Genomic DNA, 16,921 nt, shown 5'->3' on the forward strand with positions numbered 1-16,921 from the left:
AGACCGTTTTCGTCGGTGGGTGCCTCTAGAATCCGATGGCGTGTCAGCCTCGGGATCCTTCGTCCATCTTCACAACCACACCGAGTATTCGATGCTCGACGGCGCGGCGAAGATCACGCCCCTGTTCAAGGAGGCGGAACGGCTGGGGATGACGGCGGTCGGCATGACCGACCACGGCAATATGTACGGCGCCTCGGAGTTCTACAACTCCGCCAAGAAGCAGGGCATCAAGCCGATCATCGGCATCGAGGCCTACATCGCGCCGGAGTCCCGGTTCAACACCAAGCGCGTGCTGTGGGGCGATCCGTCGCAGAAGAGCGACGACGTCTCCGGTTCGGGTGCCTACACCCATATGACCATGGTCGCCGAGAACGCGACCGGGCTGCGTAACCTGTTCAAGCTCTCCTCGCTGGCCTCCATCGAGGGTCAGCTGGGTAAGTGGGCGCGAATGGACGCCGAGATCATCGCCGAGTACGCCGAGGGCATCATCGCCACCACCGGCTGCCCCTCGGGCGAGGTGCAGACCCGGCTGCGCCTGGGCCACGAGCGCGAGGCCCTCGAGGCCGCCGCCAAGTGGCAGGAGATCTTCGGCAAGGACAACTTCTTCCTCGAGATCATGGACCACGGACTGTCCATCGAGCGCCGGGTGCGCGAGGGCCTGCTCGAGGTCGGCCGCAAACTCGGCATTCCGCCGCTGGCCACGAACGACTGCCACTATGTGCACGAGTCCGACTCCGCCAACCACGAGGCGCTGCTGTGCGTGCAGACCGGCAAGACGCTGTCGGATCCGACCCGGTTCAAGTTCGACGGCTCCGGCTACTACCTCAAGTCGGCGGCGGAGATGCGCGCCATCTGGGACGCGGAAGTCCCTGGGGCCTGCGACAATACGGTGCTCATCGGCGAGCGGGTGCAGTCCTACGAGGAGGTCTGGGCGCACCGCGACCGGATGCCGGTCTTCCCGGTGCCCGAGGGCGAGACCCAGGCGACCTGGCTACGCAAGGAGGTCTTCCGCGGCCTCGAGCGTCGATTCCCGGGCGGCGTGCCCGACGAGTACGCCCGCCGCGCCGACTACGAACTCGACGTCATCATCCAGATGGGCTTCCCGGCCTACTTCCTCGTCGTCGGCGACCTGATCGGCTACGCCCGCTCGGTCGGCATCAATGTCGGCCCGGGCCGTGGTTCGGCGGCCGGTTCGCTGGTCGCCTACGCCATGGGCATCACCAATATCGACCCGATTCCGCACGGTCTGCTGTTCGAGCGCTTCCTCAATCCCGAGCGCGTGTCGATGCCCGATATCGATATCGACTTCGACGATCGCCGCCGCGGTGAGATGGTGCGCTACGCCACCGAGAAGTGGGGCAGCGACAAGGTCGCCCAGGTGATCACCTTCGGCACCATTAAAACCAAGGCGGCGCTGAAGGATTCGGCCCGCGTCCAGTTCGGCCAGCCCGGTTTCGCCATCGCCGACCAGATCTCCAAGGCGCTGCCGCCGCCGATCATGGCCAAGGACATTCCGCTGTCGGGCATCATGGATCCCGAGCACGAGCGGTACAAGGAGGCCGCCGAGGTCCGGGAGCTGATCAACACCAACCCGGACGTCGCCAAGATCTACGAGACCGCGCGCGGTCTCGAGGGTCTGATCCGCAACGCCGGCGTGCACGCCTGCGCGGTCATCATGTCCAGCGAGCCGCTCACCGACGCGATCCCGGTCTGGAAGCGGCCGCAGGACGGCGCGATCATCACCGGCTGGGACTATCCGTCCTGCGAGGCCATCGGCCTGCTGAAGATGGACTTCCTGGGGCTGCGCAACCTCACCGTGATCGGTGACGCCCTGGAGAACATCAAGGCCAACCGCGGCATCGATCTCGACATGGACAATCTGCCGCTGGACGATCCGGCGACCTACGAGCTGCTCGCGCGCGGCGACACCCTCGGTGTGTTCCAGCTCGACGGTGGCGCCATGCGAGATCTGCTGCGACGCATGCAGCCCACCGGCTTCGAGGACATCGTCGCGGTGCTCGCGCTGTACCGCCCGGGCCCGATGGGCATGAACGCCCACAACGACTACGCCGACCGCAAGAACGGGCGGCAAGAGGTCAAGCCCATCCATCCGGAGCTCGAAGAGCCCCTGCGCGACATCCTGGCCGATACCTACGGGTTGATCGTGTACCAGGAGCAGATCATGCAGATCGCGCAGAAGGTGGCCGGGTACTCGCTCGGCCGAGCAGACATTCTGCGCCGCGCCATGGGTAAGAAGAAGGCCGAGGTGCTCGAGGCCGAATTCGAGGGCTTCGAAAAGGGCATGCTGGAGAACGGCTTCTCCAAGCCCGCTATCAAGGCGCTGTGGGACACGATTCTCCCCTTCGCCGGATACGCGTTCAACAAATCGCATGCCGCGGGCTACGGCCTGGTGTCGTTCTGGACCGCCTATCTCAAGGCCAACTACAAGGCCGAATACATGGCGGCGCTGCTGACCTCGGTCGGCGACGACAAGGACAAGGCCGCGGTGTATCTGGCCGATTGCCGCCGCCTCAACATCCAGGTGTTGCCGCCGGATGTGAACGAGTCCGAGCACAACTTCGCCTCCGTGGGCAACGACATCCGCTTCGGCATGGGCGCGGTGCGCAATGTCGGCGCGAACGTGGTGGCCTCGATCATCGCCGCGCGCAAGGAGAAGTCGAAGTTCACCGACTTCTCCGACTATCTGAACAAGATCGACGCGATCGCCTGCACCAAGAAGGTCACCGAATCGCTGATCAAGGCCGGTGCGTTCGATTCGCTCGGCCATCCGCGCAAGGGCCTGCTGCTGGTGCACTCCGATGCGATCGACGCGGTGATGGCCACCAAGAAGGCCGAGGCGATGGGCCAGTTCGACCTGTTCGGCGGGCTCGACGACAGCGACGAGTCGATGGCCTCGGTCTTCAATGTGAAGGTGCCCGACGAGGAATGGGACACCAAGCACAAGCTCGCGCTGGAACGGGAGATGCTGGGCCTGTACGTCTCCGGCCATCCGCTCGACGGCGTCGCCCACGTGCTCGCCGCCCAGGCCGACACTCAGATCCCGAACATCCTCGAAGGCAACCTGCAGGACGGCGCCCAGGTGACCGTCGGCGGCATCCTCGCCTCGGTCACCCGCCGCATCAACAAGAACGGAATGCCCTGGGCGTCGGCCCAATTGGAGGACCTCTCCGGTGGCATCGAGGTCCTGTTCTTCCCGCAGGCCTACTCTGTCTACGGCATGGACGTGGTCGAGGACGCCGTCGTCCTGGTCAAGGCCCGCGTCTCCGCCCGCGACGACCGAATCTCGCTGATCGCCAACGACCTGGTCGTCCCCGACCTCTCCGCCATCGGCATGGAAAAACCCCTCGCCGTCACCATGCCCACCCGCCTGTGCACCCCCGACAAGGTCGACGCCCTCAAACGCGTCCTCCGCTCCCACCCCGGCCCCGCCGACGTCCACATCCGCCACATCGGCGCCCGCGAAAAAACCACCCTCCTCAAACTCGACGACAGCCTGCGGGTCTCGCCGTCGTCGGCCCTGATGGGAGACCTGAAGGCGCTGCTGGGTCCGGGGTGTCTGGCGGGCTGAAAAGCTCTGTCGGGTAGTCGGTCCGGTCGATACGCCATTCGACCGCGCTGCCGTTCCAGGGCAGCGCCAGCACGGCACGAACCGTGTCGTGATCGGTGTCGAACGATAGTGGCGCGGGGACACCATCGGATTCACCGTCGTGCACCAGCCACCAGCATGCCGCCAGCACGGCGGCGATGAGCAGCACCGAGATCACGACGGACAGCGCACCCATCGGCCCTCCCGCTTCCGTGACCCCAATCCCAGCCATTACGAATTGTGTTGAAGGTAGCCAATTCTGGGGCTCGGAACATCCAGTGAGGGTTTCATTTCGAATGAAACCCGCTGGATAGGACGGGGGTACGGTCAACTCGTGGTGGGGCGGCAGTATGCCGTGGGTTGACGCTGGCGCGCGGGGATGGCGCGGGTCAGAGCCAGGTCGGGTCGCCGAAGACGGCGCCGCTGTCGTCCACGTCCTGGGAGCGGGTGTAGACGTAGGCGTAGTGGCGCAGGGTGACCGGGCCGCTGCACTGGTTGACGGTGAGGTGGAAGTCGCGGATCACGATCTGGACGGTGCGGCCGGGGGCCATTTCCTTCTCGCCGAGGGGGACCTCTTTGACCTCGCCGGGGGCCAGGCTCAGGCTGATGATCGGCTGGGCCTGGACCTGGACCTGGGGCAGGCCGCTCTGGCTGCCGGGGCTGGTGACGGTGATCTGCGGGGTGGTGCCGATATTGCCGCCGCCGATATTGACCGCGCAGCCGACGTGGTAGCCGGTCTTGAGGATGCCGATGGCCTGGCCGTCGATGCGGCCGTAGGAGATGCCGCTCAGCAGCGCCTCGCGGGTGCTGCCCATGAGGTTCAGCGGCGGGATCCGGTTGATGGTCTCGAACCGGCTGCCGACGGTGAAGCTGCCGAAGGCCGAGCCCATGGTCTTCTCATGCGGGGTGAGTTGCTCGACCTCCGCCCGTGCGGTCGGCCCACACCAGACGACGGCACCGACGGCGATCGCACAGACCCTCCACAGAGCGGACGTCATGATCGAAACTGTAGTAGCCGACGGCTATCTCCCCAGGGCGGACACGCGGTCTAACGCGGGGTTGTCGAGCTTTCCCGCACCACCAGCGTCGGCGTCACCGGCGCTGGCTCCGCATTCGGGTCGGCGGATTCGAGCAGGCGCAGCAGCAATCGCATGCTGCGCCTGCCGACCTCGTCGAAGTCCTGGCGCACGGTGGTCAGCGCGGGTGTCAGATAGGCGGCCTCGGGAATGTCGTCGAAGCCCACCACCGACACCTGTTCGGGCACCCGGATGCCGCGTTCGGCGAAGGCCCGCAGCAGCCCGAGCGCCATCTGATCGTTGGCGACGAAAACGGCCGTGACGTCCGGATTCTCGGCCAGGACGCGTCCGGCCTCGTAGCCCGAGCGCGCACTCCAGTCCCCGACGGCCACGGGCGGCTCGGGCGCACCCGCTGCGGCGAGCGTGCGCCGCCAGCCCGCGCGGCGGTCGCGCGCCTCCCAGAATCCGTCCGGTCCGGCCAGATGCCAAACGGTCTCGTGCCCGAGGTCGAGCAGATGGCGCACCGCGAGCCGACTGCCCTCGAGCTGATCCACCGACACCGACGGCAGGCCCACTTCCGGACCCGCCTCCACCACCACCGCCGGGAGCGGGGTCGGCAGGCTGTGCAACGCGGTCGCCGCGGCCTCCTGCGGCGCGATCACGATCACCCCGTCCACACCCTGATCGGTGAGCGTATGCACCGCCGCCAGCACCCCGTCGCGATCCACCCGCTCCAGCGTGACGATGCCGACGCCGTAACCCGCTGCGCGCGCGGCCCTTTCGATCCCCAGCAGCATGCAGGCCGGACCGTAGAGAATGGTGTCGAAGGTGACCACGCCCAGCACCTTGGACCGTCGGCTCACCAGCCCCCGAGCCATCGCGTTCGGCCGATACCCCAACTCGGCCACGGCGGCCAGCACCCGTTCGCGCGTCTCCGGCCGCACCTGCGGGCTACCGTTGAGCACCCGCGACACGGTCTGATGCGAAACCCCCGCCAGCTTGGCGACGTCGGTCATCACCGCTGGCCGCTGTCTGTCCGTCACATGCCACCTTCCGGCCCGCCCGATCCGGCTCCCAGGTTAGCTTTCCAGCACGACGGGGCGGGTAAATGCGCGGCACCACATGGCTTGTGCATCGGCACACATGCCGCTCGCACCATGGCAGCCGCCGGGTGTGGGCGAGGATCGGGACCGTCGAGGCGATGGCCGCCGTGGCATCGGGGGTCATCGTCGGCGCATCGAAGCGTCCTGGAACTGGACGGCAATCGGCGCGGAAGCGGCGCGACGGGCGTTGGGCCGCAGGGATTTACGGCTTGTGCGCGAGTACCGCGGTGAGGGTGACCGAGACGTGGTAGTCGTCGGCGGCGACGCCGGCGTCCAGATCGGCGAGGAACTGCTCGCGCTGGGCCGGGCCGATCGCACCCGCGGCCTCGGCGCGCCGGGCCAGTTCGGCGTACGGGGGGCGGAACTGGTGAGGTTCCCAGACACCGGCCACGGCCGTGGTCCGGTCGACGGCACAACCCGCGGTGGCGAGCTGACCGCGTAGTCGCCGCCCCGCGGCGGGGTTGGGGATTCCGGCCAGCATGTGGTCGTGCAGTGCGCGCAGGATCACCGGATCGGCCGGGTGCACGATCGCGGTGTACCAGTCGGTGTCGATGAGCACCACCCGCCCGCCCGGCCGCAGCACCCGCACGATCTCGGCCGTCGCCAGCCGCGGATCGTCGAGGTGCTGATAGACCCGCTCACAGCGGATGGCGTCGAAGGAGGCGTCGGGAAACGGCAGCCGATACACCGAGCCGGTGACGAAGCGCACGCCCGCGGTTCCGGCCGCCCGCGCGGTCGCGAGTTCGATCATGCCGGGATTGGGATCCACGCCGACCGATTCGCCGGTCGGGCCGACCTGCTCGGCCGCGGCCAGCACCTCGGTGCCGGTGCCGCTGCCCACGTCGAGCACGCGCTCGCCGGGCCGCAGCGCCAGCGCCGTACGCGACCACTCGCGCAGCTGGCGAATGCCCGGCACACGATCCTGCACGTCCAGCAGCCACACCTGTTCCTCGAGCCGCTCGAGCTCGGTGCTTTCGTGGAACGACAGGGCGTGCGCGCTATCGGACATGGGTGTTCGCCTCGCAGTTTCGGAGCTATTTCGGACCGACCCTACGATTGGCGCTGACCTACGGATTTTTCAACGTGACAGCTGCCACTTTTCTCGCCCGACGGCTATGACCCAGCGCAGGGCCGCGACCGCGGCGGCCGCGAGCACGGCCACCTGCGGGGAGCCGGTGACCAGAACGAGAACGAGGCAGGTCAGCAGCGCGAGGGCCAGCGCCTCGAGCTTGTATACGGGCCACGCCGAACCGGCGATGTCGACGCTCGCCGCGCGCGGGGTGGGGTTGACCGCTGTCATTCTGTCAGGGTACTCGGATTGTCAAGTTCGGTGAGTCGAACTTTCGAGGTGAAGCGCATCGGGAATACATCTGGGGTTGCTGGGAATTGTCCGAAGCATGCCACTCACCGGAGAGTACGAACCCAGCACATCCGACTGGGCCCGCGAACAGGCCGAGAAGTACGAGGCGAGCAACGGCGCCGAGGCCGGCACCATCAAGGGCAGGCCGATCGTTCTGCTCACCACCAAGGGCGCCAAGACCGGCAAGCTGCGCAAGTCCGCGCTGATGCGGGTCGAGTACGACGGCGAATACGCCGTGGTCGCCTCGCTGGGCGGCGCGCCGAAGAACCCGGTTTGGTACTACAACATCAAGGCGCACCCGCATGTCGAACTGCGCGATCGCGACGTGGTGAAGGACTACGACGCGCGCGAGGTGTTCGGCGAGGAAAAGGAGCTGTGGTGGAAGCGGGCCGTGGAGGCGTGGCCCGATTACGCCGAGTACCAGAAGAAGACCGACCGCCAGATCCCGGTCTTCGTCCTCACTCCCCGCTGAGGTCGCGGGTTCGCCCGGTGCCGACACGGGTGGTGCACCGGGCGAACTCGCCGAGCGGGACGAGGGGGTCGCGCCGCCCCCGGATAGCATGTCTGAATGTCCAACCCGCTTGATGTCGCAGAGAAAGTATCCGGTCCGCTGCCCCAGCTGAGCGCGGACGAGATCGATGCTGCCGCCGAGCGAATTTCGGACATCATTCAGCCGACTCCCCTACAGCGGGTGGAGCGGCTGTCGGCGCTGACCGGTGCGAACGTCTACGTCAAGCGCGAGGATCTCACCTCGGTGCGCTCCTACAAGCTGCGCGGCGCCTACAACCTGATCGTCCAGCTCACCCCCGCCGAACGCGCCGCGGGCGTGGTGACCGCCAGCGCGGGCAACCACGCCCAGGGTGTGGCCTTCGCCTGCCGGGCGATGGGCATCAAGGGCCGCATCTACGTTCCGACCACCACCCCGAAGCAGAAGCGCGATCGCATCCGCGCGCACGGCGGCGAATTCGTGCAGTTGATCGCGACCGGCGACACCTACGACGCCGCGGCCGCCGCGGCCGCCGACGATGTCGCCCGCACGGGTGCGACGACGGTGCCCCCGTTCGACGATCCACGCACCGCCGCCGGGCAGGGCACCATCGCCGCGGAAATCCTCGAACAGCTCGGCGCCGCACCCGATCTGGTGATCGTGCCGGTCGGTGGCGGGGGCTGCCTGGCCGGGATCGGGACCTATCTGCGCGAACGTGCGCCCGGCACGGCGATTCTCGGCGTCGAGCCCTCGGGGGCGGCCTCGATGACCGCCGCCCTGGTGGCCGGTGGGCCGGTGACACTGCCCGAGATCGATCCGTTCGTGGACGGTGCGGCGGTGCGTCGGGTCGGCGATCTGCCGTACGCGACGGTCGCCAAATTCGGCGGCCGGGTGATCTCGCACGCCTCGCTGCCGCTGCTGACCGCGACCGAATCTCCCCGGGGCGCGGGGTCTTTCCGCATCGCCCTGGTCGACGAGGGCGCGATCTGCACGACGATGCTCGAGCTCTACCAGAACGAGGGCATCATCGCCGAACCCGCCGGTGCGCTCGCGGTGGCCGCCCTCGGCGACGTCCGCGTCGAGCCCGGTGCGACGGTGGTATGTCTGGTCTCCGGCGGCAACAACGACGTCTCCCGCTACGGCGAGATCATCGAGCGCTCCCTGGTCCACCAGGGCCTCAAGCACTACTTCCTGGTCGACTTCCCACAGGAACCCGGTGCCCTGCGCCGCTTCCTCGACGAGGTCCTCGGCCCCGAGGACGACGTCACCCTCTTCGAATACGTCAAACGCAACAACCGCGAAACCGGCGCCGCCCTGGTCGGCATCGAACTGGGCGCCCCCGAAGGCCTGGAGCCCCTACTCAAGCGCATGCACGATTCCCCGATCCAATGCGAGCGCCTCGACCCCGACTCCCCGGCCTACCGCTATCTGACCTGACCCCCGGCCGCATCGGGCGGGTGACCAGTAGTAGACACCCGCCCGGCACCCCGCATTCCCCGCCCGAGCGAAGCGAGGGCGGGGCTACGCTGCGCGGTCGAGGGCGGGGGTGGAGCGGCGGAGGGCGTGGGCGTTGCGGACGGCCAAGGGGAGGACCCAGCTGGCGGCCAGTTGGTCCCAGGCGAATTTGTTGAGGGTGAGGCGGTTGTGGACGTAGCCGACGGAGAGGGCGGTGTGGGGGTCGGACCAGCCGAAGGAGCCGCCCAGGCCGATGTGACCGAAGCCGTTGTGGGCGCCGGGGACCGGGAGGGAGTGGTAGCCGAGGTGCCACAGCATCGGGAGATAGAACAGGGCGTGGTCGAGGTGGTAGCTCTCCACCTTGCGCAGGGCGCGGGTGGTGCGGGCGGAGAGGTAGCGGCGGCCGTCGGGGGTGCTGCCCGTGGCCAGGGCGCCGTACAGGGTGGCCAGCGCGTGGGCGGTGCAGACGCCGTTACCCGCGGCCAGTTCGGTGGCCAGGATGGGCGGTTCGTCGCCCTCGAGCATGGCCTCCAGGCCGGGCAGGAACAGGGCCCGGGTCGCGGCTCCGGCCGCGCCGGGGATGCCGGAGGCCCGACCGAGGAACAGCGCCCCGAGCGCCGAACCGGCCACGGCCAGCCGCGAACCCGACAGCGCGGCGACCGTCGTGGGCGCGCCCACGGGCGGACGGCCCAGATACATCCCGTCGATCCCCAGCGGCTCGGCAACCTCGGAGCGGATCAGCTCACCCATGCCCCGCCCGGTGACCGCGCGCGCCAGCCCGGACAGCAGCCATCCGAAGGTCAGCGCATGATAGGTCGGAACCCCCAGCAGCCGATCGGGTTTCGCCGCCGCCAGCCGCTGCTCCATCAGCCGGTGGTCGAGCACATCGTCCAGCCCGGCCGCGATGGGTCCCAGCCCGGACAGTCCGGCACGGTGAGTGAGCAACTGCCGCACCGTGATTCGGTCCTTACCGGCCGCACCGAACTCCGGCCAGTAGTGCGCCACCGGCGCGTCGTACTCGATCAGCCCGCGATCGGCGAGCCGGTGAATCACCGTCGCCGCAATGCCTTTCGTCGCCGAGAACACGATGCTGCCGGTATCGCGGGTCCACGGCACCCCCGGCGCCGCCTGACCGGTCCAGATCTCCACCAGCGGCTCGCCGTGCCGATGCACCGACAGCGCCCCACCGGCCCCGCGCCGATTGCCCACCAGCCGGGCGAAAGCCCGCACCAGTGGCTCGAATTCGGCGGCCGCATACCCGCCGACCCCGGCGGGCAACTTCGCGCCACCGGAGGAAAAAGCCTCGTTGCTCACGAAAACCACGGTACTGGCGAACAATAGCGGTCGGCAATGATATTGACCGACCGGTGATTTTCCTGAAGCAACGGCCCCGCCACGGCTAGGCTGGGTTATGGGATCGTTGCGATCGGTAGCCATCGTCGTATTCCTCGTGGCCCTGGTGGCAGGCTGCTCGCGGGCCGAACCGCCCCGGGCGATCCCCGCGCCCGCCCCGCATCAGGCCCCGATCGGCGACTGGACCGGACGACTCCCCCTTCCGAATCGCGAACTGCCCCTCGGCGTGACCATCGCCGCCGACCGCATCACCGTCTCGATCCCCGAACAGGGCATCATCGACAAGCCCACCGTCCAGACCAGCACCGACCCGGACAACCTCACCTTCACCCTCCCCGACATCCCCGGCCTGCCCACCTTCCAGGGCCGCCACGACCGCACCGCCGACACCATCACCGGCGAATTCCGCCAATCCGGCCAGCACTGGCCCCTCACCATGACCCGCGGCAAGGTCACCGCACCACCGCGCCCGCAGGAACCGAAACCACCGTGGCCCTATCGCGCCGAGGAGGTGACCTATCGCAGCGGCCACCTCACCATCGCGGGCACGCTGACCCTCCCGAACGCCCCCGGCCCAGCCCCCGCGGTCGTGCTGATCAGCGGCAGCGGCCCCCAGGACCGCAACGAGGAACTGTTCGCGCACAAGCCGTTCCTGCTCATCGCCGACGCCCTCACCAGGGCGGGCTACGCCGTGCTGCGCACCGACGACCGCGGCGTGGGCGGCACCGGCGGCAAACTCGACCACGCCAGCTACCTCGACCTGACCAACGACATCGTCGCCGGAATCGATTTCCTGCGCACCCGCCCGGACATCGACCGCGCCCGCATCGGCCTGTTCGGCCACAGCGAGGGTGGCTATCTCGCTCCGCTGGCCGCCGCCCGCCCCGACAGCGGCGTGGCATTCGTGATCATGATGGCCGGACCGGCCGCACCGGGCGGCGATGTCCTCATCGAACAGAACTGGCGCATCCTGGCCGCGCGCGGCGCGAGCCCGCAGGAGAAGCGCGAACAGATCGAACTGGTGAGCACCCTCGTCCCGCTGGTTCGCGGCGGCGACGCGTATCAGACCCGGCAATTCCTCGTCGACCACAACATCGCCACACCGGCCGAGGAACAGCTCCCCTCCGAAGCGATCGACTTCTACACCTCCCCGTACTTCGCCTCGTTCATCGGCCACGACCCCGCTCCCGCCCTGCAGGCCCTGCGCATGCCGGTACTCGCCTTCTACGGGTCCAAGGATCTCCAGGTCCCGCCCCGCCAGAGCGAACCCCTGGCCCGCCGATACCTGGCCGCCAACCCGGATGCCGACATCCACGTCTTCGACGGCCTCAACCACCTGATGCAACCGGCCGGAACGGGCCTGATGGACGAGTACCCGAGGATCGAAACGACCGTCGCCCCCGAGGTTCTGGACTACGTCGCCGCCTGGCTCACCACGCGGATCCCGCCGGCTCGCTGACCGTCTCCAATACCGCGAAGCAATGCCCCGGAAGCGTTGTGCCCGTGACGTTCTGCTCGACCTCGTCCCACGCCAGCAATACCTTCCCGGCGCACGGCACCACGACGGGAGTCTCGGAGAGATTGCAGGCCAGAAGAATTCTGTTGCGCCGTACGACGATCCACCGCTGCGCCTCGTCGAACTCCACCCCCACTCGAGCCAGCCACGGATCGGCGAGATCGGCATGCCCCCGTCGCAACGCCAGCAACGCCCGATAACACCCCAGCAGCCGCGCGTGTTCGGGCCGCGACAACTCCGACCAATCCAGCCGCGACCGTTCGAAGGTCGCCGGATCCTGCGGATCGGGCACCTCCCCCGCGGGCCACCCGTGCGCGGCGAATTCCTCCCTGCGCCCCTGCGCGACGGCTGCCGCCAACTCCGGTTCGGGATGGGAGGTGAAGAACTGGAACGGCGTTCGCGCGCCCCACTCCTCCCCCATGAACAGCATCGGCGTATACGCCGACAGCAACACCAACGCCGCCTTCACCGCCAGCTGCCCCGCGCTCAGATACGCGGAGGGCCGATCCCCGAGCGCCCGATTACCGATCTGATCGTGATTGCAGGTGTAGGCGAGCAAGGCGCTACCCGGAATCACCCGGGTATCCAAGGGCCGTCCGTGAATCCGCCCGCGAAAGCTGGAATACGTTGCGGCATGGAAGAATCCGCTCCGCAAGGTATGCGCCAGACAGTGCATCGAACCGAAATCCGCGTAGTAACCCTGCCTTTCACCCGAGACTGCGGTGTGCACGGCATGATGCAGATCGTCGTTCCACTGCCCGCTCAGCCCGTACCCACCGGCGGCCCGGGGCGTGATCAACCGCGGATCGTTGAGATCGCTCTCCGCGATCAGCGTCAGCGGCCGCCGCAGCCGCGCCGCGAGGCTGTCGGTGGCGACCGCCAGCTCCTCGAGTAGATGGATCGCCCGCTGATCGGCCAGCGCGTGCACCGCGTCCAGCCGCAGCGCGTCGATGTGGAACTGTTCGAACCAACGCAGCGCATTGCCGATGACGAACCGCCGCACCTCGTCCGACCCCGGGCCGTCCAGATTCACGCTCTGCCCCCAGGTATTCCGGCCCTCGCTCAGATACGGGCCGAACCGGGGCAGATAGTTGCCGGACGGTCCGAGGTGGTTGTAGACGACATCCAGCGCCACCGCCAATCCGCGCGCATGGCAGGCGTCCACGAACCGCTGCAATCCGTCCGGCCCACCGTAGGGCTCGTGCACCGCGTACCACAGCACGCCGTCGTAACCCCAGTTGTGCACGCCGTTGAACGCGTTGACCGGCATCACCTCGACCGTGGTGACGCCGAGTTCCACCAGGTGGTCGAGCCGCCCGACCGCCGCATCGAAGGTGCCCTCCGGCGTGAACGTGCCGATGTGTAGTTCGTAGAGCACCGACCCGGCCAGCGGTCGCCCGGTCCAACCGGAATCGCTCCACCGGCCGACATCGAGCGCGTGCACCGCCGAACGGCCGTGCACCCCGTCCGGCTGCCGCGGCGAGCGCGGATCGGGCAGCACGGCCGGATCGTCGTCGAGCAGGAATCCGTACCGCGCGCCGTCGGCGGCGGGAAGTTCGGCCCGCCACCACCCGCCCGCATCCGCCGCCAGGGCGTGCACGGCGCCGTCGACGTCGACCCGAACGCGCCGCGCCCGCGGCGCCCATACCTCGAACAAGGTCACGGTCCCAGCATGGCACCCCGCTGTCCGCGTCTGGGCTCGAGAACCGCCTCGAGCTGTTCGAGATAGGACAGCCGCGAGCTGTCCAGCCGCACCTTCCCCGCCTCCACCAGCACCACCAGCGCCGCGGCCTTCTGCGGGCAACTGCTCACATCACAGCCGCGGTGGGCCTGCCAGATCAGATGTGCGGCATTCGCCGTGAGCGGCCGGGCCCGCCGGATATGCCTGCTCACGGCCGCTCCACGTGCCGGACCCGCGACCGGCGCGCCGCGCGCCGACCCTGGTTGGCCCCCGCGCAGAAGGCGGAGATCTTCACGAATCGGCGTAACCGCGTATCCAGCCGAGGTCGCCCGCAACGCTGCGCGGGAGCGATCGAAACGCCCTGCGCGCCAGTATCTTCCGATGTTTCCATCGTGAACCGCCTCTTGCCTCCGCTAATCTTGGGCATTCGGTACATCCCGGTCACCGACCGCTCGGTCGCCACGAATCGAGACCAACTTTTCACACCGGATGCACGTGCAATTGTTCTTGCAGATGTGCGTTATGCGGTAGCGTTGCGTTGTTGCCAGTAGTTGCCGGACTGCGCAACAAGTCGATGAAAGTTGTTGTACTCAAACGGATTGTTGGCGGTATGAACGACTGGCAGGCATTCGGGGGCGAGTTGCGGCGGTTGCGCCTGCAACAGAACAGGTCACTGCGCGGCCTGGCCAAGAGCATCAGGTACGACGCGGGGGCGCTGTCGCGGATCGAGAACGGACTACGCAGACCGCCGCTCAAGATCGCCCAGGATCTCGACGCCGAACTGAACGCGGGCGGCTCGCTGGTGGCCCTGGCGGGTGAATGCGGCGCGTTCGCTGCCGATGGCATCAGCGCGGCGGCCGCGCGCTCCCTGGCGTTCGCCGACTGGGCGACCGACGGTGCGGCCGATCAACTTTCGGTCGACAGTCTCTACTACGAGCTCACCCGCATCGCCACCAGCTACGTCCACGCACCGCCGCAGCCGCTGTTCGTCGACCTGCAGTTGCTGCGCGATCAGGTCTGGCAACTGCTGCGGCGCAGCCCGCCTCCCGCCCGCGCGCGGGAGCTGATGTTCCTCGGTGGCGTGGCGATCGTGTTGCTGGCCCAGGTGACCGACAACCTCGGCAACTCGGTGGCGGCGATGCAGCACGCCCTGGCGGCCGAACGGCTCGCCGAGCGGTCCCAGCACACGGCGCTGCTGGCCTGGGCGGCCGGGGCGAAGGCGCTGATCGCCGAGTGGAGCGGAAATCCCGCGCGCGCCATCGAATTCGCCCGTCAGGGCGCATTCGTCGCACCACCCGGCGAACAGCGCGTCCGGCTGGCGGCACTCGAGGCCCGCTGCGCGGCCCGGCTCGGCCGCGCCGAGGAGGCCCGGGCGGCCGTGGGCCGGGCCATGGCGGCCGCCGAGCCGTCCTGCGATACCGACGACATCACCGAATTCGGTGGGGTGCTGCGCTTCTCGATGACCAAGGCCGCCTACTACGCGGGCAGCGCCTTCCGCCTCATCGGCGACTTCGACGAGGCCGAGCGGTGGGCCGACCAGGCCATCACCACCTACCAGTCCGGTCCCAGCCACGAACGCAGCTACGGCGACGAGGCATTGGCCCGGGTCGATGTGGCGATCGCCCGAATCGCGCGCGGCTCGCTCGACGGCGCGAGCGAGGTCCTCAACCCCGTGCTGGCGTTGCCACCCGGGCAACGCATCCATCCGGTCGTCGAGGGACTGCGGCAGGTGGACGCCCACCTGCGCGGCCAGTCCGGGACCGGCCGCCGACTCCGTGACGAAATCTCCTCCTTCAGAACTCCCGAGACATGGACCATGCACTGACCGACCGGCCCGCCGGTCCCACGCTCGAATCCGCCTGCCGTCGTGTGGGTCTCGACCCCCGCGCCGCCCGGCTGCTACACGCGCACTCCAATATCGTCTACGTCCTCGAGCGCGAGGCGGTGGTGATCCGAATCAGCGACTCCGGCAACGACGGGCTGCGCGCCCGGGCCTCGGTCGCGATCACCCGCTGGCTCGCCGATCAGGGGCTGGCGGTCACCGAACCGGCGCTCGACGACGTGATCGAAACCCACGGGGCGATCGTCACGTTCTGGCGGCACTATCCCCAGCCCACCCGGGCCCGGCCGCCCGCGCGTGAACTCGGCGCGATCCTGCGCGATCTGCACGGGCTGACCGATCCGCCGTTCGAGCTGCCGACCTACCGGCCCCTGGCCGGGCTGGCGCAGGCGCTCGACGCGCGGCCGCGCAGCCTGCCCGAATCCGATCGGCGCTGGCTGGACGAACGCCGCGCCCTGCTCGTCGAGCGCTACGACGAGCTGGACTCGCATCTGGGCGTGGGCATGGTGCACGGTGACGCGTATCCGGGCAACACCCTGTGGGACCGAGATCGGGCGCTGCTGGGCGACTGGGACGAGTCCGCCCTCGCGCCGCGCGAGCTGGATCTGGTCAATATCTATCAGGGCGGCGTCCGCTTCGGGCACTGCGCGACCGAACTGCACGCGTTCGGCCTGGCCTACGGCTGGGACGTGCGCGACTGGGACGGCTTCGAGGTGCTGCGCCAGATCCGCGACCTGCACACGCTCAGCTCCTACATCCGCCGGGCCGAGTCCGGCGATCTCGCCGCCGCGGCGGAATTGCGCCACCGGATGTGCAGCCTGCGCGATCCGCGCAGCTCCGACGCCCGGTGGCATGCGGTGGCCTGAGGTGCCAGAGTGGGAGCCGTGGGTATCTACAGCGATCAGGTGCTTCCGCGGATCGTCGACGTGACGTGCGGTATCGCGCAGAACGACGACAAGCGGCAGCGGGTGTGCGCCGGGCTGAGCGGGCGGGTCGTCGAGATCGGTTTCGGATCCGGGCGCAATGTGCCGTTCTATCCGACGACCGTGGCGTCGGTCAGCGCGGTCGAACCGGCCGATCTGGGCTGGCGGCTCGCGGCCCGGCGGCTGGCGCATGCCCCGGTCCCGGTCGAGCGCGCGGGCCTGGACGGCCAGTCGCTGCCGTTCCCGGACGACAGCTTCGACAGCGCCCTGTCGACCTGGACGCTGTGCACGATTCCGGACGTCGACGCCGCCCTGCGCGAGCTGCGCCGGGTGCTGATCCCGGGCGGCACACTGCATTTCGTCGAACACGGCCTCGCCCCCGACACCGACGTCCAGAAGTGGCAGCACCGCCTCGACCCGGTCCAGAAGACCCTGTTCGGCGGCTGCCACCTCGACCGCGACATCCGCGCGCTGCTGGAGAGCGCCGGTTTCGAGATCCGGGAGTGGGAGCGGTTCTACGAGCCCCCCGCCCCGAAGTTCCTTGCCGCGCAGGCGCTCGGCGTGGCCGTCTCACCCTGAG

The 16,921-nt window shown here is 68.7% G+C and carries 14 protein-coding genes; 7 read left to right on the plus strand and 7 right to left on the minus strand.

Annotated features, from left to right (window positions below):
* Positions 1-40 precede the first annotated feature (40 nt).
* Positions 41-3,589, plus strand: a complete 3,549-nt coding sequence (gene dnaE, locus NDR87_RS07325; RefSeq protein WP_308212060.1) for a DNA polymerase III subunit alpha — start codon at positions 41-43, stop codon at positions 3,587-3,589.
* A 407-nt stretch (positions 3,590-3,996) separates the two neighbouring features.
* Here the strand turns inward: dnaE and NDR87_RS07330 are convergent, their stop codons facing one another.
* The 4 genes from NDR87_RS07330 to NDR87_RS07345 form a co-directional block, all read right to left on the minus strand.
* On the minus strand, positions 3,997-4,605 hold the full coding sequence (locus NDR87_RS07330; protein WP_251910332.1) for an MspA family porin: 609 nt from the start codon (positions 4,603-4,605) through the stop codon (positions 3,997-3,999).
* Positions 4,606-4,655: 50 nt separating this feature from the next.
* Positions 4,656-5,666 carry a LacI family DNA-binding transcriptional regulator gene (locus NDR87_RS07335; protein ID WP_251910333.1) on the minus strand — a complete coding sequence of 337 codons (1,011 nt, stop codon included), beginning with the start codon at positions 5,664-5,666 and terminating at the stop codon, positions 4,656-4,658.
* 262 nt (positions 5,667-5,928) lie between these two features.
* Complete coding sequence (locus NDR87_RS07340) at positions 5,929-6,735, minus strand: methyltransferase domain-containing protein (protein ID WP_251910334.1); 807 nt, start codon at positions 6,733-6,735, stop codon at positions 5,929-5,931.
* Positions 6,736-6,804: 69 nt separating this feature from the next.
* The gene (locus NDR87_RS07345) at positions 6,805-7,026 is read right to left on the minus strand and encodes a hypothetical protein (protein WP_251910335.1); all 222 of its coding nucleotides are present in this window, start codon (positions 7,024-7,026) and stop codon (positions 6,805-6,807) included.
* 97 nt (positions 7,027-7,123) lie between these two features.
* Between NDR87_RS07345 and NDR87_RS07350 the strand changes: the two genes are divergently transcribed.
* A complete protein-coding gene (locus NDR87_RS07350) occupies positions 7,124-7,558 on the plus strand; it encodes a nitroreductase family deazaflavin-dependent oxidoreductase (RefSeq protein WP_251910336.1) in 435 nt (144 codons plus the stop codon).
* A gap of 96 nt (positions 7,559-7,654) precedes the next feature.
* Positions 7,655-9,010, plus strand: a complete 1,356-nt coding sequence (gene ilvA / locus NDR87_RS07355) for a threonine ammonia-lyase IlvA (protein WP_251910338.1) — start codon at positions 7,655-7,657, stop codon at positions 9,008-9,010.
* A gap of 84 nt (positions 9,011-9,094) precedes the next feature.
* On the opposite strand, the gene NDR87_RS07360 is transcribed toward ilvA, so the two are convergent.
* Complete coding sequence (locus NDR87_RS07360; protein ID WP_251910340.1) at positions 9,095-10,342, minus strand: serine hydrolase domain-containing protein; 1,248 nt, start codon at positions 10,340-10,342, stop codon at positions 9,095-9,097.
* Positions 10,343-10,439: 97 nt separating this feature from the next.
* Here NDR87_RS07360 and NDR87_RS07365 point away from each other — a divergent pair, with 97 nt between their 5' ends.
* On the plus strand, positions 10,440-11,840 hold the full coding sequence (locus NDR87_RS07365) for a S9 family peptidase (RefSeq protein WP_251910341.1): 1,401 nt from the start codon (positions 10,440-10,442) through the stop codon (positions 11,838-11,840).
* Here the strand turns inward: NDR87_RS07365 and treZ are convergent.
* Positions 11,812-13,560, minus strand: a complete 1,749-nt coding sequence (treZ, locus tag NDR87_RS07370; protein ID WP_251910343.1) for a malto-oligosyltrehalose trehalohydrolase — start codon at positions 13,558-13,560, stop codon at positions 11,812-11,814. The two genes, NDR87_RS07365 and treZ, sit on opposite strands and share 29 nt — an antisense overlap.
* Entirely contained in the window at positions 13,557-13,790 is a 234-nt protein-coding gene (locus NDR87_RS07375; protein ID WP_251910344.1) for a hypothetical protein, read from the minus strand. The genes treZ and NDR87_RS07375 overlap by 4 nt, the downstream gene beginning before the upstream one ends.
* Positions 13,791-14,188: 398 nt before the next feature.
* Here NDR87_RS07375 and NDR87_RS07380 point away from each other — a divergent pair, with 398 nt between their 5' ends.
* The 3 genes from NDR87_RS07380 to NDR87_RS07390 are packed head-to-tail and all read left to right on the plus strand — an operon-like array spanning position 14,189 to position 16,920.
* Positions 14,189-15,403: a helix-turn-helix transcriptional regulator gene (locus NDR87_RS07380; RefSeq protein ID WP_251910346.1), complete on the plus strand. Its 1,215-nt coding sequence runs from the start codon at positions 14,189-14,191 to the stop codon at positions 15,401-15,403.
* Positions 15,388-16,284 (plus strand): phosphotransferase, encoded by an 897-nt coding sequence (locus NDR87_RS07385; RefSeq protein ID WP_251910347.1) that lies wholly within the window; start codon positions 15,388-15,390, stop codon positions 16,282-16,284. Before NDR87_RS07380 ends, NDR87_RS07385 begins: the two co-directional genes overlap by 16 nt.
* A gap of 18 nt (positions 16,285-16,302) precedes the next feature.
* A complete protein-coding gene (locus tag NDR87_RS07390; RefSeq protein WP_251910348.1) occupies positions 16,303-16,920 on the plus strand; it encodes a class I SAM-dependent methyltransferase in 618 nt (205 codons plus the stop codon).
* The last annotated feature ends 1 nt before the right edge of the window (position 16,921 follow it).

It is taken from the genome of Nocardia sp. CDC159, from assembly GCF_023740735.1.
Lineage (GTDB): Bacteria > Actinomycetota > Actinomycetes > Mycobacteriales > Mycobacteriaceae > Nocardia > Nocardia pulmonis.